Origin of the sequence: Streptomyces sp. ICC4 (assembly GCF_003287915.1) — a bacterium.
Taxonomy (GTDB): Bacteria; Actinomycetota; Actinomycetes; order Streptomycetales; family Streptomycetaceae; genus Streptomyces; species Streptomyces tritrimontium.
Genome location: NZ_CP030286.1, coordinates 109,789 through 127,616, shown reverse-complemented (window position 1 = coordinate 127,616; position 17,828 = coordinate 109,789). Strand labels below are relative to the sequence as shown.

Annotated in this window: 17 protein-coding genes; 6 read left to right on the top strand and 11 right to left on the bottom strand. The window is 70.7% G+C overall.

Translation table 11 applies throughout. The features are described from left to right. Window positions 1-12: 12 nt before the first annotated feature. Window positions 13-1,179, bottom strand: coding sequence for an HpcH/HpaI aldolase/citrate lyase family protein (locus DRB89_RS00595; protein WP_112446259.1), 1,167 nt, complete (start codon window positions 1,177-1,179; stop codon window positions 13-15). Window positions 1,180-1,372: 193 nt separating this feature from the next. Between DRB89_RS00595 and DRB89_RS00590 the strand changes: the two genes are divergently transcribed. Next, entirely contained in the window at window positions 1,373-2,113 is a 741-nt protein-coding gene (locus DRB89_RS00590) for a TerD family protein (protein WP_112453114.1), read from the top strand. Window positions 2,114-2,178: 65 nt separating this feature from the next. Here the strand turns inward: DRB89_RS00590 and DRB89_RS00585 are convergent, their stop codons facing one another. From DRB89_RS00585 to DRB89_RS00560, 6 genes are all read right to left on the bottom strand, one after another. After that, window positions 2,179-2,922: a Tellurium resistance gene (locus tag DRB89_RS00585; RefSeq protein ID WP_112446260.1), complete on the bottom strand. Its 744-nt coding sequence runs from the start codon at window positions 2,920-2,922 to the stop codon at window positions 2,179-2,181. A 157-nt stretch (window positions 2,923-3,079) separates the two neighbouring features. After that, window positions 3,080-4,195 (bottom strand): DUF475 domain-containing protein, encoded by a 1,116-nt coding sequence (locus DRB89_RS00580; RefSeq protein WP_112446261.1) that lies wholly within the window; start codon window positions 4,193-4,195, stop codon window positions 3,080-3,082. Between the two features lie 25 nt (window positions 4,196-4,220). Next, entirely contained in the window at window positions 4,221-4,796 is a 576-nt protein-coding gene (locus DRB89_RS00575) for a TerD family protein (protein ID WP_112446262.1), read from the bottom strand. 150 nt (window positions 4,797-4,946) lie between these two features. Beyond that, on the bottom strand, window positions 4,947-5,522 hold the full coding sequence (locus DRB89_RS00570) for a TerD family protein (protein WP_112446263.1): 576 nt from the start codon (window positions 5,520-5,522) through the stop codon (window positions 4,947-4,949). A 187-nt stretch (window positions 5,523-5,709) separates the two neighbouring features. Then, window positions 5,710-6,168 carry a peroxiredoxin gene (locus DRB89_RS00565; RefSeq protein WP_112446264.1) on the bottom strand — a complete coding sequence of 153 codons (459 nt, stop codon included), beginning with the start codon at window positions 6,166-6,168 and terminating at the stop codon, window positions 5,710-5,712. Between the two features lie 172 nt (window positions 6,169-6,340). Further along, entirely contained in the window at window positions 6,341-6,766 is a 426-nt protein-coding gene (locus DRB89_RS00560) for a DUF3052 domain-containing protein (protein WP_204357601.1), read from the bottom strand. Window positions 6,767-7,203: 437 nt separating this feature from the next. Here DRB89_RS00560 and aceE point away from each other — a divergent pair, with 437 nt between their 5' ends. After that, a complete protein-coding gene (gene aceE / locus DRB89_RS00550; RefSeq protein WP_112446266.1) occupies window positions 7,204-9,936 on the top strand; it encodes a pyruvate dehydrogenase (acetyl-transferring), homodimeric type in 2,733 nt (910 codons plus the stop codon). Window positions 9,937-10,085: 149 nt separating this feature from the next. Beyond that, a complete protein-coding gene (locus tag DRB89_RS00545; RefSeq protein ID WP_112446267.1) occupies window positions 10,086-10,922 on the top strand; it encodes a potassium channel family protein in 837 nt (278 codons plus the stop codon). Here the strand turns inward: DRB89_RS00545 and DRB89_RS00540 are convergent. Continuing rightward, window positions 10,903-11,334: a peptidase inhibitor family I36 protein gene (locus tag DRB89_RS00540; protein WP_112446268.1), complete on the bottom strand. Its 432-nt coding sequence runs from the start codon at window positions 11,332-11,334 to the stop codon at window positions 10,903-10,905. The genes DRB89_RS00545 and DRB89_RS00540 overlap by 20 nt on opposite strands. A gap of 330 nt (window positions 11,335-11,664) precedes the next feature. Then, window positions 11,665-13,278 carry an MFS transporter gene (locus DRB89_RS00535; protein WP_112446269.1) on the bottom strand — a complete coding sequence of 538 codons (1,614 nt, stop codon included), beginning with the start codon at window positions 13,276-13,278 and terminating at the stop codon, window positions 11,665-11,667. Between the two features lie 122 nt (window positions 13,279-13,400). Here DRB89_RS00535 and DRB89_RS00530 point away from each other — a divergent pair, with 122 nt between their 5' ends. The 3 genes from DRB89_RS00530 to DRB89_RS00520 all read left to right on the top strand — a co-directional run bounded on the left by DRB89_RS00530 (window position 13,401) and on the right by DRB89_RS00520 (window position 16,337). Continuing rightward, window positions 13,401-14,063: a TetR family transcriptional regulator gene (locus DRB89_RS00530; protein WP_112446270.1), complete on the top strand. Its 663-nt coding sequence runs from the start codon at window positions 13,401-13,403 to the stop codon at window positions 14,061-14,063. A 229-nt stretch (window positions 14,064-14,292) separates the two neighbouring features. Beyond that, on the top strand, window positions 14,293-15,432 hold the full coding sequence (locus tag DRB89_RS00525; protein WP_204357970.1) for an alpha/beta hydrolase: 1,140 nt from the start codon (window positions 14,293-14,295) through the stop codon (window positions 15,430-15,432). 74 nt (window positions 15,433-15,506) lie between these two features. Beyond that, window positions 15,507-16,337, top strand: coding sequence for a DUF4429 domain-containing protein (locus DRB89_RS00520; protein WP_112446271.1), 831 nt, complete (start codon window positions 15,507-15,509; stop codon window positions 16,335-16,337). Window positions 16,338-16,374: 37 nt separating this feature from the next. On the opposite strand, the gene DRB89_RS00515 is transcribed toward DRB89_RS00520, so the two are convergent. Together DRB89_RS00515 and DRB89_RS00510 are read right to left on the bottom strand one after the other, a co-directional pair. Continuing rightward, entirely contained in the window at window positions 16,375-17,424 is a 1,050-nt protein-coding gene (locus DRB89_RS00515; protein ID WP_112446272.1) for an aldo/keto reductase, read from the bottom strand. Next, entirely contained in the window at window positions 17,421-17,816 is a 396-nt protein-coding gene (locus tag DRB89_RS00510; protein WP_112453116.1) for a MerR family transcriptional regulator, read from the bottom strand. The genes DRB89_RS00515 and DRB89_RS00510 overlap by 4 nt, the downstream gene beginning before the upstream one ends. Window positions 17,817-17,828: the final 12 nt, after the last annotated feature.

The window sequence follows — 17,828 nt, the reverse complement described above, 5'->3', positions numbered from 1 at the left end:
TCAACGGCCCGCTCACACCTGGAGCCCGGCCGTGAGGAGATCGACGAAGCCGACCTCCTCCTTCGCCACACCGAAGACCTCGGCGCGCAGCATGGTGCGCTCGGCCCAGGCCCGGTGGGGCTTCACCTCGTTCATCTTGTTCGTGTAGGCGGAACGCATCACTCCGCCGCCTCCGCGCTCGGGTCGGAGGATGTCTTGAGCATCGCTGAACTCCTCGTGCGACACCACCGAGAGCGCGTGGACCGGGGTGACGTGGGCGGGGTGGATGCAGGTCTTGCCCAGCAGCCCGTTGGCCCGGTCCAGCTCGATCTCGCGCAGCAGCCCGTCCAGGTCGTGCTCGATCAGCGCGGTGCGCAGCTCCTCGACGCCCTCCTCCAGGAAGGGGCTGCGGCGCAGCTGCGGCTTGAAGAGGCGCTGCTGGCTGCGGAAGTACTCCCACACCGGGCCGGTGACCGTGAAGCCGGTGCCGTCGGCGCGGCTGAGCACGTTGACCACGTCGGCGATGACGCCCGCGACGATCTGGACGTCGTAGGCGGTCATGTCGGGGGTGCGGCGCAGACCGTACGCGGAGCAGAAGTCGGTCACTCCCAGCCGCAGCGCGAGCACCCGCTCGCGGTACTTGTTGACCGTGCGGGAGATCCCGGCGAGGGCCTCGACGCGGGTCTCCAGGTGCAGCAGCTCCGGGGTCTCCAGGACGGGCATCGCGTACAGCCGGGACTGTCCGCTCGCCGCCTCCGCCTCCGCGACGGCTTCGAGGAAGGCGATCCCGCGTGTTTCGGTGAATTTCGGGAGTACGAATCCGGCCAGTCTCGCTGCCGAGCCGCCGAGCCGGTGCACGAGATCGGGGATCTGCTCGGGCGTGCGGACGCGGATGAAGAGCAGCGGGAGCTCCGCCGGGTCCTCGTCGAGGGCGGCGAACTGCCGGACGAGGTTCTCCTCGCCCCCCACGACATCGGCGTCGCTGATGGAATCCTCCAGGCAGAGGACCATGGAGACGACTCCGCGGCCGGCCTGCTTGCGGATGTCCCGTGCGAGCTGGGTCCGGGTGGCCGGACTGTAGAGGGTGGCCCCCAGGGCGGCCGCGAGCGTGCGTGCGGGGGAGGCGGCGGTGAACTCTGCCGGCTCCTGGTGGAAGAGGTCCTTTCGGACTGTGGGCGAGATGTGCCCGAAATGACGCATGTGCTTCCCCCGTACTGCCTCGGCGGCCCAACTGGCGTGGCCGGTAATAGTACGTACGAATGAGATTCAAGAGTTCCTCAAGCACATGAAATCGAGGTAACCCTCTTGCACCATGCCCAGGACTCGCGGTCGGGACAAGGTCTCCGGGGGGCCGCATTGTCCCGGTCGTGCCCGGGAGTGCAGGATGGCCGTCATGACGCACGCGATGCAGAAGGGCTCGAACATCCCGGTGACCGCCGCGGCGGTCCGGGCGGTGCTGCGCTGGACCGGTGGGCCCGATGTGCCGGACGTGGACGCCTCCGCGCTGCTCGTGGGCCCGGACGGGCGGGTGCGCTCGGACGAGGACTTCGTCTTCTACAACCAGCCCCGGCACCCTTCGGGGGCCGTCTGGCGGCTCGGCAAGAAGCAGCTCGGCGACGGGATCACCGACGCCGTCCAGGCGGACCTGCGGGCCGTCACCCCGCTCGTGGACCGGATCCTGGTCGTCGCCTCCGCCGAGGACGTGCCCTTCCAGCGCGTCCATGACCTGCGGATCCTCCTCTACGACGCCACCGCGACCGGCGGCTCCGAACCGCTGGCCTTCTTCGACGTGCGGCCCGAGACCGGCGCCGAGACGGCGCTGATCTGCGGCGAGCTGTACCGGCGGGGCGAGGGGTGGAAGTTCCGGGCGCTCGGCGAGGGCTACTCCAACGGGCTGGTCGGGCTGGCCACCGACCACGGGATCTCCGTGGACGAGGGCACCGCCGACGCCCCCGACGCCCCGGCCGGCCAGGCGGCCGCCCCGGTGGCGCCCGCGCCGCCCACACAGGCCCTGCCGGACGCGCAGCCCGCCTACGGGTACCCGCAGCCGGTGTCGCCCGTGCCGGTGCCCGCTCCGGGCGGGGATCCGGCCTTCCGGCTGCCCGTGCAGGGTCCGCAGTTCATCCGCCGGTGAGCACGCGCCGCGTCATCCGCCGGTGAGCGCGCGAGCGGGCGCGCGCCGCCCGCCGGCCGCGCGCCTCACCGGCTGGACGTCTTGTAGCCCCGGCCCCACTGGAGGCCCCACCCGTACAGGCGGTCGAGCTCGGCCTGGAACCCGTAGACGAACTTGACCTCGCGGCGCACGATCAGCTCGCCCTTGATGTTCTCCATGGAGACCACGGCGCAGGAGCGGGCCTGCGGGTGGCGCTCCTCCAGCGGGATCTCGATGCGCGGCCCGGTGATCGGGTAGAGGGTGACCATGGCGTGCGTCCGGTCGAAGGCCGGGGTCTGGTCGTAGATGTAGACGAAGACCAGCAGCCGCTTGATGTCCTCCGCGTGGTCGAGGTTGACGAAGATCGTCTCGCCGGAGGGCGCCCCGAACCGGTCGTCGCCGCTCAGCTTCACGTAGGGCGGGCTGTTGATGTCGCCGTGCAGGTTGCCCAGCGGCTGGACGACGCCGCGGGTGCCGTCGGTGAGCTCGTAGAGGCAGCCGATGTCGAGGTCGACGTTGACCATGCCCTGGGTGTGCGCCTGCACCATGTCGGGTTTGAACAGTTTGAACGGATGCCGGAAGAGCTGTCCGCTCTGGCCGGCCGCGCGGCCGCCTATGTCCGAGGTCCGCATCCGCCAGGACAGGTTGACGCGCAGGTTTCCGTGCACCGCCCCCTGCTTGGTGAGCGACACCGTCGGATGGCGTTTGGTCAGCTCGATGGCGTTCGACGAGGCGCTGCCCGACTGGAAGTGCACACCGCGGTTGCCCCTGATGCCGTCGAAGAATCCCATTCCCTCAACCCCCCTGATCCCCTGGTCCGCTGGTTGCCTGGTTGCCTGGTTGCCCGGTCCCCTGGCTGCCCGCCGGCATGCGCGGGCGGGGCGGCCCGGTGGGTCCGTGGACCCTCCGGACCGCCCCGCACTTGAGCGTTCCGCATTACCGCCGTGATCATGCCTCGGCGGTGGAACCCTCCAGTTCCAGGCGCTTGTTGCGGCGCACCGAGGACCAGAAGGACCAGCCGATCAGCACGACGCCGACGAGACCGGTGATGACCTCGTTGATCTCGTGCTGGATGGTGACGAGCAGGATGACGGCGAGCGCGCCGATGGCGTAGTGCGCGCCGTGCTCCAGGTAGACGTAGTCGTCGAGGGTGCCCTGGCGGACCAGGTAGACCGTGAGCGACCGGACGTACATGGCACCGATGCCGAGGCCCAGGGCCATGAGGACGATGTCGTTGGTGATGGCGAAGGCGCCGATGACCCCGTCGAAGGAGAAGGAGGCGTCGAGGACTTCGAGGTAGAGGAACATGAAGAACGCGGCCTTGCCGGCCATGGCGATGGCCGTGACCGGCTTGCCGGACTTCTTGGCCGCCTCTTCCGCCTCGTGCTCGGCCTCTTCCTCTTCTTCGAGCTTGTTCTCGAAGTAGCCGGAGAGACCGCCGACGACCATGTAGGTGATCAGGCCGAGGACACCCGAGATCAGGACGGTCTGCGCCTTGTCCACGTGGGCGCCACCGTGCTGGTGGGCCTGGGTGGCGAAGGTCATGGCCGTGATGACCAGGATGATCAGCGCGATGCACGCCGACAGCATGTCGATCTTGCCGAGCTTCGCGAGCGGACGCTCGAGCCAGGCGAGCCACTTGATGTCACGGTCCTCGAAGATGAAGTCGAGGAAGATCATCAGCAGGAACATGCCACCGAAGGCGGCGATGGACGGGTGAGCGTCCGTGACCAGCTCCTGGTACCGGTTCTTGTCGGTAAGGGCCAGGTTGACGGCGTCGATGGGCCCGATCTTGGCGCTGATCGCGACGATGACGACAGGGAAGACCAGTCGCATGCCGAAGACCGCGATCAGAACGCCGATGGTGAGGAAGATCTTCTGCCAGAAGGCATTCATCTTCTTCAGGATTCCGGCGTTGACCACCGCGTTGTCGAAGGACAGCGAGATCTCGAGGATCGACAGGATCGCGACGATCCCGAAGGCCTCCCAGCTCCCGTAGAACAGCGCCGCAACCAGTCCGAGCGCAGTGATTGCGAACGACCAGCCGAAGGTTTTCAGAACCACTGGCATCCCATCGTCTTGTACGGCTTTACGAAACGTTGACCCCGAAGTCTAGAGCGATGCCGCGGAGCCCCGACGCGTACCCCTGCCCCACTGCGCGGAACTTCCATTCGCCGCCGTACCGGTAGACCTCGCCGAAGATCATCGCGGTCTCGCTGGAGGCGTCCTCGGAGAGGTCGTAGCGCGCCAACTCCTGGCCGTCCGCCTCGTTGACCACGCGGATGAACGCGTTGCTGACCTGGCCGAAGCTCTGCCGGCGGGAGTCCGCGTCGTGAATGGAGACCGGAAAGACGATCTTGTCCACGGACTCCGGCACCTTGGTGAGGTCGATGATGATCGACTCGTCGTCACCGTCACCCTCGCCGGTGAGGTTGTCCCCCGTGTGTTCGACGGAGCCCTCGGGGCTCTTCAGGTTGTTGTAGAAGACGAAGTAGTCGTCGCCGAGCACCCGGCCGCTGTTGCACAGCAGCGCGCTCGCGTCGAGGTCGAAGTCGGCTCCCGTGGTCGAGCGCGCGTCCCATCCGAGGCCGATCAGAACCCGGGTGAGGTTCGGTGCAGCCTTGGAGAGGGAGACATTGCCCCCCTTGGCGAGTGTGACGCCCATGTTGTGGTCCTCCCCGGACAACGGTGTGACGAGACGGTACGGCGGGTGCTGCGGGTACGGCGGTAAAGCCGGTCCGGCGCCGTACACACAGTGCACGGCGCCGGACGGGGTGAAGAGGCTCGCTCTGACGGATCAGGCCGGCCCAAGGCCTCAGACGTTGACGCCGAAGTCCTGCGCGATGCCGCGCAGGCCGGAGGCGTAGCCCTGGCCGATGGCGCGGAACTTCCACTCGGCGCCGTTGCGGTAGAGCTCGCCGAAGACCATGGCGGTCTCCGTCGAGGCGTCCTCCGACAGGTCGTAGCGGGCGAGCTCGGCGTTGTCGGCCTGGTTCACGACGCGGATGTACGCGTTGCGGACCTGGCCGAAGCTCTGCTGGCGGCTCTCGGCCTCGTAGATCGAGACCGGGAAGACGATCTTGGCCACGTCGGCGGGGACGCCGGCGAGGTTGACCTTGATCGCTTCGTCGTCGCCTTCGCCCTCACCGGTGGTGTTGTCACCGGTGTGCTCGACGGAACCGTCCGGGCTCTTCAGGTTGTTGAAGAACACGAAGTTCGCGTCGCTGGCGACCTTGCCCTGGTCGTTGGTCAGGATCGCGCTGGCGTCGAGGTCGAAGTCGACACCGGTGGTGGTGCGAGCGTCCCAGCCCAGACCGACGATGACCGCCGTCAGGTTCGGCGCGGCCTTGGTCAGCGAGACGTTGCCGCCCTTGCTGAGGCTGACTCCCACGGGTCCTCCATAAGGTTTTTGTGTGGGGCGGGGCCCCGTCGTGCGGTTTCTACCGGATCAACGTTTCGATCCTAGTGACGGGTTCCCGCCTGTACGGGCTTATTCGAAGCGGACAGGCGGACAGGCGGACAGGCGGACGTGCAACCGTGCGACCGTGCGACCGTGCCCATGAGCCTGCGGCACGCACTCAGAGGCTGTCGAGGGCCTTGATGTACTCGTTCAGGTCACGCGCGTCGGGCAGCCCGTTGACGACGCTCCAGCGCACGATGCCGTCCTTGTCGATGACGAAGGTGCCGCGGACCGCGCAGCCCTTGTCCTCGTCGAAGACGCCGTAGGCGCGGGAGGTCTCGCCGTGCGGCCAGAAGTCCGACAGGAGCGGGTACTCCAGGCCCTCCTGCTCGCCGAAGACGCGCAGGGTGGGCACGGAGTCGTTGGAGACCGCGAGGAGCTGCACGTCGGCGTTCTGGAAGCGCGGGAGCTGGTCCCGCAGCTCGCACAGCTCGCCGGTGCAGACACCGGTGAAGGCGAACGGGTAGAAGAGCAGCACCACGGCCTTCTCCCCGCGGAAGTCGGAGAGCCGCACGGTGGCGCCGTGGTTGTCCTTGAGCTCGAAGTCCGGGGCCTTGCTGCCGACCTCGATCGCCATCTGTCGCATCCCTTCGGTCCCGCAGCCCCGCGTTGGGCTGTCCGGGTGATCTCAGCTTATGGGTCCGCCGCGCTCGCGGCGGTGGCCGCGGCCGCCGCCGAACGCACACACCCCGCCGGCCGGGATGATTCCGGCAGGCGGGGTGTGTGTCCGCTTGGCTGCGGGGCGCGGCTCAGCGCTTGGACTTGGCCGTCTTCGGAGTCACCAGCTTGGTGGCGGTCCACTCCTTGCCGACGGGCAGTCCCTTGGCCAGGGAGAGGCCGGCGGTCTCGGCGGCCTCACTGATGTCGCTGGCCTCGACGAAGCCGTCCTTGCCGGTCTTGGGAGTCACCAGCAGGATCAGTGCGCCGTCCTCGACCAGCTCGGTCGCGTCGACCAGGGCGTCCGTCAGGTCGCCGTCGTCCTCCCGGAACCACAGCAGAACCGCGTCTGCGACATCGTCGTAGTCCTCATCGACGAGTTCGGTGACGTGATCCTCTACGGCATCACGGAATTCCTGATCGACGTCGTCGTCGTAGCCGATCTCCTGGACCACCTGTTCGGACTGGAAACCCAGCCGGGCGGCCAGGTTCTCCGCGTGGTCCGCGGTCGCGCTCACGGGGTGCCTCCTGCTCATGTTCGGTGAATGTTCTTCGGCGGCGCGCGTACGCGCAGCATTGGGCGTAGTCCACACGGGCGCGGCGGATCGCGCAAGTACCCGGCCGCCGAGACCGTCGAAACGGTGACGATTGCGGCCGTCTCGCCGCAACTTTCAGCCCCTCCGTATGTACCTCTGGTGATTCATCCCACACCATTCCACCCCATTCGGCATCGCCTCGGGACTTTCCTACCTGTTTGAGGGACGAACGACCTCGCGAAGCCGTAGATCGACATGGGCGTAAGGTTGCGGTTTGGCCGGTGCCGTCGCCACAGCCGTCACAATCCCGCCGACCTCGAGGGATTACCGAGCGGTAAAGATGACGATTACCGGCGAGCGTAAGACCATGGGAGGCGGCGAACCCCAAGGCACGACTCCCCCGACAGCGAAGGAACAGCGTGGCTTCCGCATCCGATCGCAATCCGATCATCATTGGTGGCCTGCCGAGCCAGGTCCCGGACTTCGATCCGGAAGAGACGCAGGAGTGGCTCGACTCCCTCGACGCCGCCGTCGACGAGCGGGGCCGCGAGCGCGCCCGCTACCTGATGCTGCGGCTGATCGAGCGGGCCCGCGAGAAGCGCGTGGCCGTGCCCGAGATGCGCTCCACCGACTACGTCAACACCATCGCCACCAAGGACGAGCCCTTCTTCCCCGGCAACGAGGAGATCGAGCGCAAGGTCCTCAACGCCACCCGGTGGAACGCGGCCGTCATGGTCTCGCGCGCCCAGCGCCCCGGCATCGGCGTCGGCGGCCACATCGCCACGTTCGCCTCCTCCGCGTCCCTCTACGACGTGGGCTTCAACCACTTCTTCCGGGGCAAGGACGAGGGTGACGGCGGCGACCAGATCTTCTTCCAGGGCCACGCCTCCCCCGGCATCTACGCCCGCGCCTACCTCCTGGACCGGCTCTCCGAGCAGCAGCTCGACGCGTTCCGCCAGGAGAAGTCGAAGGCCCCGTACGGCCTGTCCAGCTATCCGCACCCGCGGCTGATGCCGGACTTCTGGGAGTTCCCGACCGTCTCGATGGGCCTCGGCCCGCTCGGTGCGATCTACCAGGCCCGGATGAACCGCTACATGCAGGCCCGCGGTATCGCGGACACGTCCAAGTCACACGTTTGGGCGTATCTCGGCGACGGCGAGATGGACGAGCCGGAGTCGCTCGGCCAGCTGTCCATCGCGGCCCGCGAGCACCTGGACAACCTGACCTTCGTCGTCAACTGCAACCTGCAGCGCCTCGACGGCCCGGTCCGCGGCAACGGCAAGATCATGCAGGAGCTGGAGTCGCAGTTCCGCGGCGCCGGCTGGAACGTCATCAAGCTGATCTGGGACCGGTCCTGGGACCCGCTGCTGGCCCAGGACCGCGACGGCATCCTGGTCAACAAGCTGAACACCACCCCGGACGGGCAGTTCCAGACGTACGCCACCGAGACCGGTGCGTACATCCGCGACCACTTCTTCGGCGGCGACCACCGGCTGCGCGCGATGGTCGAGAACATGACCGACCAGCAGATCCAGCACCTGGGCCGCGGCGGTCACGACCACAAGAAGGTCTACGCGGCGTACGCGGCGGCCAAGGCCCACAAGGGCCAGCCGACGGTGATCCTGGCGCAGACGGTCAAGGGCTGGACCCTCGGCCCGAACTTCGAGGGCCGCAACGCGACCCACCAGATGAAGAAGCTGACGGCGGACGACCTCAAGCGCTTCCGCGACCGCCTGCACATCCCGATCACGGACGCCCAGCTGGAGGACGGCGCGCCGCCGTACTACCACCCGGGCCGCAACTCCCCCGAGATCCAGTACATGCACGACCGCCGCAGCGCGCTCGGCGGCTACGTGCCGACCCGCGTGGTGCGCGCCAAGCCGCTCCAGCTGCCGGGCGACGCCACGTACGCGGCCGCCAAGAAGGGTTCGGGACAGCAGTCGATCGCCACCACCATGGCCTTCGTCCGCATCCTGAAGGACCTCATGCGGGACAAGGAGATCGGCAGGCGCTTCGTGCTGATCGCGCCCGACGAGTACCGCACCTTCGGCATGGACGCGTTCTTCCCGAGCGCCAAGATCTACAACCCGCTGGGCCAGCAGTACGAGGCGGTCGACCGCGACCTGCTGCTCGCGTACAAGGAGTCCCCGACGGGCCAGATGCTGCACGACGGCATCTCGGAGGCGGGCTGCACGGCCTCGCTGATCGCCGCCGGTTCGGCGTACGCGACGCACGGCGAGCCGCTGATCCCGGTCTACGTCTTCTACTCGATGTTCGGTTTCCAGCGCACCGGTGACCAGTTCTGGCAGATGGCCGACCAGCTGGCCCGCGGCTTCGTCCTCGGCGCGACCGCCGGCCGGACCACCCTGACGGGTGAGGGCCTGCAGCACGCCGACGGCCACTCCCAGCTGCTGGCGTCGACCAACCCGGGCTGTGTGGCGTACGACCCGGCGTACGGGTACGAGATCGCGCACATCGTCCGGGACGGTCTGCGGCGGATGTACGGGCCCGACGCCGAGGACGTCTTCTACTACCTGACGGTCTACAACGAGCCGATCCAGCACCCGGCCGAGCCGGCGGACGTCGATGTGGACGGCATCCTGAACGGCATCCACCGGGTCTCGGCCGGCACGGCCGGCGCCGTCGGGGCGCAGATCATGGCCTCGGGCGTGGCGGTGCCGTGGGCGCTGGAGGCGCAGCGGATCCTGGCCGCCGAGTGGAACGTCAAGGCGGACGTGTGGTCGGCGACCTCCTGGAACGAGCTGCGCCGCGAGGCCGTGGCGGTGGAGGAGCACAACCTGCTCCACCCGGAGGAGGAGCAGCGCGTCCCGTACGTGACGCGCAAGCTGTCCGGCGCGGAGGGTCCGTTCGTGGCGGTCTCCGACTGGATGCGGGCGGTCCCGGACCAGATCTCGCGCTGGGTCCCGGGCACGTACACCTCGCTGGGCGCGGACGGCTTCGGCTTCGCGGACACGCGCGGTGCGGCCCGGCGGTTCTTCCACATCGACGCGCAGTCGGTGGTCCTCTCGGTGCTGACCGAGCTGGCCAAGGAGGGCAAGATCGACCGCTCCGCGCTGAAGCAGGCGATCGACCGCTACCAGCTGCTGGACGTCAGGGCCGCGGACCCGGGCGCGGCGGGCGGCGACGCCTGACCCCCCGCGGGTCGAACGGGTGAGGACGGGGGGCCGGGCCGCCGAGGCGACCCGGCCCCCCGTCGTTCCCGGGTCCGGGTGCGGGGTGCGGGGTCCGGACCCCGATGCCGGGGTCCGCCGCGTCTTACGCGTTCTTTACGATGCTCCGCATGAAGCAACCCTCCCGCCAGTCGCGGTGGGAGCGCCGGACGCAGACGCCTCTGCTGGTGCTCGCCCTCGGATTCGCCGTCGCCTATGCCGTGCCCATCGTCGTGCCCGACGCGAGTGCGGCCGTGCACCGCGCCTGCATGCACGCCGAGTGGGTGGTGTGGGCGGCCTTCGCCGCCGACTACCTGATGCGGCTGGGCCTGTCGGCTTCGAAGAAGGCGTTCGTACGGACCCACTGGATGGACCTGGCGGCGGTGCTGCTGCCGATGATCCAGCCGCTGCGGCTGCTGCGCGTGGTCTCCACGCTGATGCTGGTGGGCCGGCGGGCCCGGATGGCCCCGCAGATCCGGCTGACCACCTACGTGGCGGGCGCGGTGGTCGGGCTGCTGATGTTCGGCTCGCTCGCCGTGCTGAGCGTGGAGCGGGAGGCTCCCGGCGGCAACATCAAGAACCTGGGCGACGCCCTGTGGTGGTCGGTGACCACCATGACGACGGTCGGCTACGGCGACCACTCCCCCACCACCGGGCTCGGCCGGCTGCTGGCGGTGGGGCTGATGCTGTCCGGGATCGCGCTGCTGGGTGTGGTGACCGCCAACATCGCGGCCTGGTTCATCTCCCGCTTCGAGCGGGACGACCGGGTGGAACGGGCCCAGACGGCCGCGATCGCCGAACTGGCGTCGGAGGTACGGGCGCTGCGCGCGGAGGTCGCCCGGCTCGCCGCACCCGGGCCCGGGGCAGGACCCGGGCCCGGGACCGCTCCGGGCGCGGGGGCGGGCCTGCCGGCCCAGGCGCCCGGGGCGGCTCCGGCGGCGGCCGCCGTCAGCGCTCCCACACCTTGAACGCCCTGACCTGGTAGGGCGACTGGGGCAGCCACACCCCGTCGCCCGGATAGGTCTGGAACTCGCCCGTCTCGGCGCACTCGGCGGACTGGTAGGTGGTCACCGGGCGCCCGGTGCGGTTGACGAGGGACTGGGCGGTGGTGCCGGGCGGCAGCGCCGTACAGCTGTTGATGTCGAGGGTGCTGAGCTCGTGGGTCTTGCGGGCCCCTTTGAACTCCGGCTTCGCCCACAGGCACAGCTGACCGGTCGCGCAGGCCCCGAGCGTCGGCGGCCCGGCGGCCCGGCCCGGGGCGTGCCCGGAGCCGTGGGCCGGAGCCTGGCCCGCCGCGTGGGCGGCGGCGGTGGTTCCGGGGATCAGCAGGGTGGCGGCGAGGACGGCGGCCGGGGCGAAGGTCGTGCTCCACGTACGCATGACGGGTCAACTCCTGGTGGACGGACGGGCCCCGGACCGTTTCCGAAAGCTCCGTCGACACCACGCTGACCTGCGCGGACGGCCGGGCGGAAGGGGCCGCGGCCGGGTCCACCCTGATAGGCGACAACCCCGCCGGAACCGTCCGGCGGGGCTCTCGTACGCACGGAGTTGACGCCTCCGCGACCCCGTCCGATCGGCGGCGGACGGGGCCGGGGAGGCGCCGGAGGGGGCGCCGCCCGGGCCGCAGCGGGCGGCTCGGGCGGCGCCGGTCAGTGCCGGTCAGCGCCGGTCGGCGGGCTGGACACGGGCTGGACGTGGGCTGGACACGGGCTAGATGTGGGCCGCGCCCGCCCCCGCGGCGGCGTTCTCGCCGCGCTTGGTGAAGCCGGCGACGATCGCGGCGAGTACCGCGACCACGCCCGCGACGGTGAAGGCGGTGCTCATGCCCGCCACGAACGTGTCGTGGGCGACGCCCGTGATGGCCTGCGCGACCTGCTCCGCAGCGCCCGGCGGGACCGGGGCCACACCGACCTGGACCCCCTTCTCCGCGAGGTCGAGCTGCTCGGGGGTGAGCGGCGGCAGCTTCGCCGCGGCCCAGTTGTCCCCGAAGGTGCCGGCGACCTTGCTCGCCATGACCGCGCCGAGCACGGCGGTGCCCAGGCTGCCGCCGACCTGCATGGCGGCCTGCTGGAGCCCGCCGGCCACGCCGGACAGCTCCAGCGGGGCGTTGCCGACGATGACCTCGGTGGCGCCGACCATGACGGGCGCGAGCCCGAGGCCCATCAGGGCGAACCAGAGCGACATGGTGAGGGTGGAGGTGGCCGGGGTCAGCTGGGCCATCCCGAAACAGGCGACGGCGGTGGCGACCATGCCCGCGACCAGCGGCGGGCGCGGGCCGACCTTGGTGATGGCGAAGCCGGCCAGCGGCGAGCCGATGATCATCATCCCGGTGAGGGGCAGCAGGTGCAGGCCGCTGTCCACGGGGCTCATGCCGTGGATGTTCTGCAGGTAGAAGGTCACGAAGAACAGCCCGCCCATGAAGGCGAAGGCCATCAGGACCATCAGCACGGTGCCCGCGGACAGCGGCAGCGAGCGGAACATCCCGAGCGGGATCAGCGGCTCGGAGACGTGGTTCTCCCAGACGGCGAAGGCCGCGAAGCAGAGCAGGGAGCCGCCGAGGAAGGCCAGGGTCTTGAGGTCGCCCCAGCCCCATTCGGAGGCCTTGATCAGGGCCCAGATCAGCGAGAACATCCCGCCCGACAGCAGGGCGATGCCGAGGACGTCGAAGGAGCGCGGGGCGTTCTCGGCCCGGTGGTCGACCAGGATGAACAGGCCGAAGGCGAGCGCGAGCACGCCGACGGGCACGTTGATGAAGAAGACCGACTGCCAGCTCACGTTCTCCACGAGCAGGCCGCCGACGATCGGCCCGGCGGCGGTCGAGGCGCCGATGACCATGCCCCAGATGCCGATGGCCATGTTGAGCTTCTCGGCCGGGAACGTGGCGCGCAGCAGCCCGAGCGCGGCGGGCATCAGCAGGGCACCGAAGACGCCCTGGGCGACGCGGAAGCCGATGACGAGCTCGACTCCGCCGGAGAGGCCGATGGCCGCCGAGGAGACGGCGAAGCCGGCGATGCCTATGAGGAAGGTCTGGCGGTGGCCGAAGCGGTCGCCGAGCTTGCCCGCGGTGATCAGGGAGACCGCGAGGGCCAGGAGGTAGCCGTTGGTGATCCACTGGACGTCCGCGAGCGAGGCGCCGAGGTCCTTCTGGATGGCCGGGTTGGCGACGGCGACGATCGTGCCGTCGAGGGTGACCATCATGACGCCGACCGCGACGGCGAAGAGGGTCAGCCACGGATGGCCGCGCAGGCCGGTGCGGACCGGCGCCGGGTCCGGTTCCTTGCCGAGGACCACGCCTTGGCCGTCGACGGTGATCTGACTAGTCATGCGGACAGATTAGTGACAGTCGCTGACACTTCACAGACGGCTTAACGAGACAGTCGCTGTCAGGTCCGTCACAGATACGCTGACCGCCCACTCCAGCGTCAGAAGGGACCCCGTACGCCGTGATGACCGAAGAGCGTCCCGCGCCGCCCGCACCGGCGACCGGACTGCGCGAGCGCAAGAAGCGGCGCACCCGCGACGCGCTGCTGCGCGCCGCCCTCCTCCTCTTCATCGCCCAGGGGTACGAGGAGACCACCGTCGACGAGATCACCGACGCGGTGGACGTCTCCCAGCGCACCTTCTTCCGGTACTTCGCCAACAAGGAAGAGGTCGCCTTCGCGGTCCAGGACCTGGTCGAATCGCACTTCGTCGCCGCGCTGCGCTCCCGCCCCGCGGCCGAGGGCCCGCTCGAGGCGATGCGCGCGGCCGTCCTCGACGCCTGGGACACCGTCGAGGAGGCCATCTCGGACCTGGTCCCGGTCGACCTGTACATGCGCAGCTACCGGCTCATCGAGTCCACCCCGGCCCTGCTCGCCGTGCACCTGCGCCGCTCCACGGAGCTGGAGGAGCGGATCTCCCGGCTGATCGCCGAGCGCGAGGGGCTGGACGTGGACGCCGATCCGCGCCCCCGGGTGGCCGTCGCCGCGTTCTCGGGCGTGATGCGGGTCACCGGGCGGCTCTGGGGGCAGGGCGAGGACACCGGCGTCGCGACGATCCGGCGGATGACCGAGCGCTACCTCGACCAGATCGGCCCTGCGCTGGCCGCCGACTGGCGCCGCCCGGTCTGACCCGCGCGATCTTCCGGGCCGGCCCGCACGATCTTCCGGGCCGCCATCCGGCGCCGCTCCGCTCCGCGCGGCCCGCGGTGACTCCGGTCACCCGGCGCGCCGCGGGCCGGAATGGTCTCCTACGCTGAGCGCAGTGAAACTGTCCGGCCTTGCCCACCCCCACTCGTCCGACGCCGTCGCGCGCCCGGCCGTCCTGCGCACCCTGCTCGCGCTGACGGTGGTCTTCCTCATGCTCGCGACCACCGGATGGACCTCCGTGTACCGGCCCGAGGACGGGGCCTCGGCGCGCCGGGCGGCACTCACCTCCTGGGCCCAGTCGCGCTTCGGCGGCCGGCCGCTGCCCGCCGCCGACGCCCCCGCGCCGATCGTGGCGCGCTTCTTCGCGAGCCTGGACGGCGCCCAGCGCGCCCGGCTCGCCGAAGCCCACCCGCTCGTGGTCGGAAGCCTCGACGGCGTGCCCGTGGCCACCCGCTACCGGGCCAACCGGATCGCCCTGCAGCAGGCCGCGCGGTCCGAGGAGGCCCACCGCGGCGACGTCACGCTGGCCCCCTCCGACCGCGCCACGGCCGGGCGGCGCGCCCACCGCTTCGAGTCCCTCGCCGAAGCGGGCCGGCAGATCCTCATGTTCGACCCCACCGGCAGCGGCCTGGTCGCCGAGGTCTTCGGCGACCTCGGCACGGCCCGCCGGGTCTCGGTGATCATCCCGGGCGTCGACACCGACGCGCTCACCTTCGAGCGCACCGAGCGGCGCCTGACCGCCCCCGTCGGCATGGCGGAGTCCCTGTACGAGGCCGAGCGCGCGGCCGCGCCCGCCGGCCGCACGGCCGTCATCGCCTGGGCCGGCTACACCGCCCCGAGCGGGGTCGGCATGGACGCGGCGACCGGCCGGATGGCCGTGGACGGCGCCGCCAGACTGCGCGCGCTGACCTCCGCGCTGCCCGGGAGCTCGAGCGTGGCGCTGTTCTGCCACAGCTACGGCTCCGTGGTCTGCGGGGTAGCCGCGCACGAGCTGCCGGCCCGGGTCACGGACATCGCAGTGGCGGGCAGCCCCGGGATGCGGGTCGACAACGCCCGCGAGCTGGGCACTTCGGCGCGGGTGTGGTCGATGCGGGACACCGGCGACTGGATCGCCGACGTCCCGCACCTGGAGTTCGGCGGCCTCGGCCACGGCGCGGATCCGGTCTCCCCGGAGTTCGGCGCGCGCGTGCTGTCGGCGGCCGGAGCCAAGAGCCACACCGGCTACTTCACGCCAGGGACCGCTTCCCTGGACAACTTCGCCAAAATCGGAACCGGTGCGTTCGGTTCCACTGTGTGCGCCACCGGGGACGACACCTGCCGGCGCGGGATTTCCCGCGCCGACGGTTCCTGACCCACCCGGACGACCCGAAATCGGACCTCACAGCGGGGGGACGCGCGGGGGTGCGTCCCTTTACGATGTGCCGCATGGGTGACGTACTGGCCGGAAACCATGCCGTCTGGGAGTTCGACCGCACCACGGACTCGATGATCATCCGCTTCGCACGGGGGATGCGAACGCCCAGGCTCTGGCACGCCCTGGGAACCCGCCGGATCCCCCTCGAAGCGTTGTCCGGGGTGAGCGTGACCGCGGGGCGCCGGGACACCGTCGTGCTGCGCGCCCACGCGCGAGCGGGCGCGGACCCCCTGGTGGAGGCCGCGGCGGGGCAGCTGAGGGAAGCGTGCGATCCGTACCGGCTGGTGCTGCCCGGCGACGCCCGGGGTCGGGCGGCCGCCTTCGCACAGGCCCTGCGCGAGCGGCTGGGCCCGGCCGGACCCGCCGACCGCTTCCTGGTCGCGGCTCCGCAGCCGCCGCTCGCCCTGAAGGCGTACGACGCCCGCCTCGCCTTCGACGGCGCCTGCGTCGCCTTCCGCTGGTCCCGCACCGGGGCCACGAGCACCAAGTGGAAGGCCGGCGACCAGCGTTATCCGCTGTCCGCGCTGACCGGCCTCGCCTGGCACTCCCCGGACCGCCCCGGGGCCCACCTGCGGCTCTCGGTCCAGGGCGCCCCGGGTGACCCGCGCCCCGACCACGACCTCGCCTCCGCCGTCTTCGGCGTGGGCTACGGCGCCGTCCACGAGTCCCTGCCGTTCGCGGCGGCGGTCCTCGCCGGGCTGCGCACCCGCACCCCCGTCGCGTCGGTCCCTAGACCCCGCGCCGACGATCGCCTCCGGCACCTCGCCGAACTGCACGGCGCGGGCCTGCTCACCGACGCGGAGTACACGGCCCTGCGCGACCGCTTCGCGGCCGAAGCCTGACCCCGACCCGACCCGACCCGGCCCGGGTCGACCCGGGCTACGCCTCGCGGGCCACCGACGTCGCGGACATGTCCGGGTAGCGGTCTCCCGCGACCAGGGACGCGATCGGCTCCAGCCGCGCCAGCTCGGCTTCCGTCAGGGCGATCCGCGTCGCCGCCGTGTTCTCCGCGACCCGCTCCGGCTTGCGCGTGCCGGGGATCGGCACCACCGTCAGCCCGTGCACCGCCGCCCGCCGCTGCACCCACGCCAGCGCGATCTGCCCCGGCGTGGCCCCGTGCGCCGCCGCGATCTCCCGTACCGGCGCCAGCAGCGCCGCGTTCGTCCGCGCGTTCTCCCCCGTGAACCGGGGCTGGTCCCGGCGGAAGTCACCGGCCGTCAGCTCCGCCGCCGCGTCCGTGAACGCGCCGGTCAGGAAGCCGCGTCCGAGCGGGGAGTACGGCACGAGCGCCACGCCGAGCTCCGCCGCGGCGGCCGCGGCGCTGCGCTCCACGTCCCGGCTGAAGAGCGACCACTCCGACTGGAGCGCCGCGATCGGGTGCACGGCGTGCGCCTCGCGCAGCTCGGGCCCGGTCACCTCGCTCAGCCCGAGGTGGCGCACCTTGCCCTCCCGCACCAACTCCGCCATCGCGCCGACCGATTCGGCGAAGGGGACGGCCGGATCGTGCCGGTGCATGTAGTAGAGGTCGATCACCTCGGTGCCGAGCCTGCGCAGGCTGGCCTCCACCGCCCGACGGATGTACGCCGCGTCGTTGCGGACCCCCCGGTACACCGGGTCGTCGGTGCGCTCGATGGCGAACTTCGTGGCGAGGGTGATCTCTTCGCGGTGCGCGGCCACGAACGGCGCGAGGAACTCCTCGTTCGCGCCCCGCCCGTAGACGTCGGCGGTGTCGAAGAGGGTGACCCCGGCGTCGAGCGCCGCGTCGAGGGTCCGGCGGGCGACCGCCTCGTCCGTGTCCCCGTAGAACTCGCTCATGCCCATGCAGCCGAGGCCCTGGACGCCCACCAGCGGGCCGCCCTTGCCCAGTTCGACCTTTTCGAGCCTGCCGGTCTTCTCGGCGTGCTCGGCGTGCTCGGTGTTCTCGGTCATGTCCGGTCCGCCTTTTCCGCGACGGCGTGCATCGCATACATGTCGATCTTGTAGTCCAATACGGCGAGCGCGTCGCCCAGTTCCGCGATCCGCGCCCGCACATCGCGCCGCGTCCGCTCCAGCAGTTCGCGCCGCTGGCCGACGGTGTGCCCGCCCTCCCTGACCAGTTCGGCGTAGCGGACCATGTCCGCCACCGACATCCCGGTGGCGCGCAGCTTGCCCACGAAGGCCAGCCAGTCGAGGTCCTTGTCGCTGAAGCGCCGCTGTCCCGAGTGCGAGCGGTCCACGTGCGGCATGAGGCCGATCCGCTCGTACCAGCGCAAGGTGTGCTGGGTCAGACCGGTCCGGGCCTCGACCTCGCTGATCGTGTACCGCGTCTGCGTCAGGCTCATGGCCACACGCTA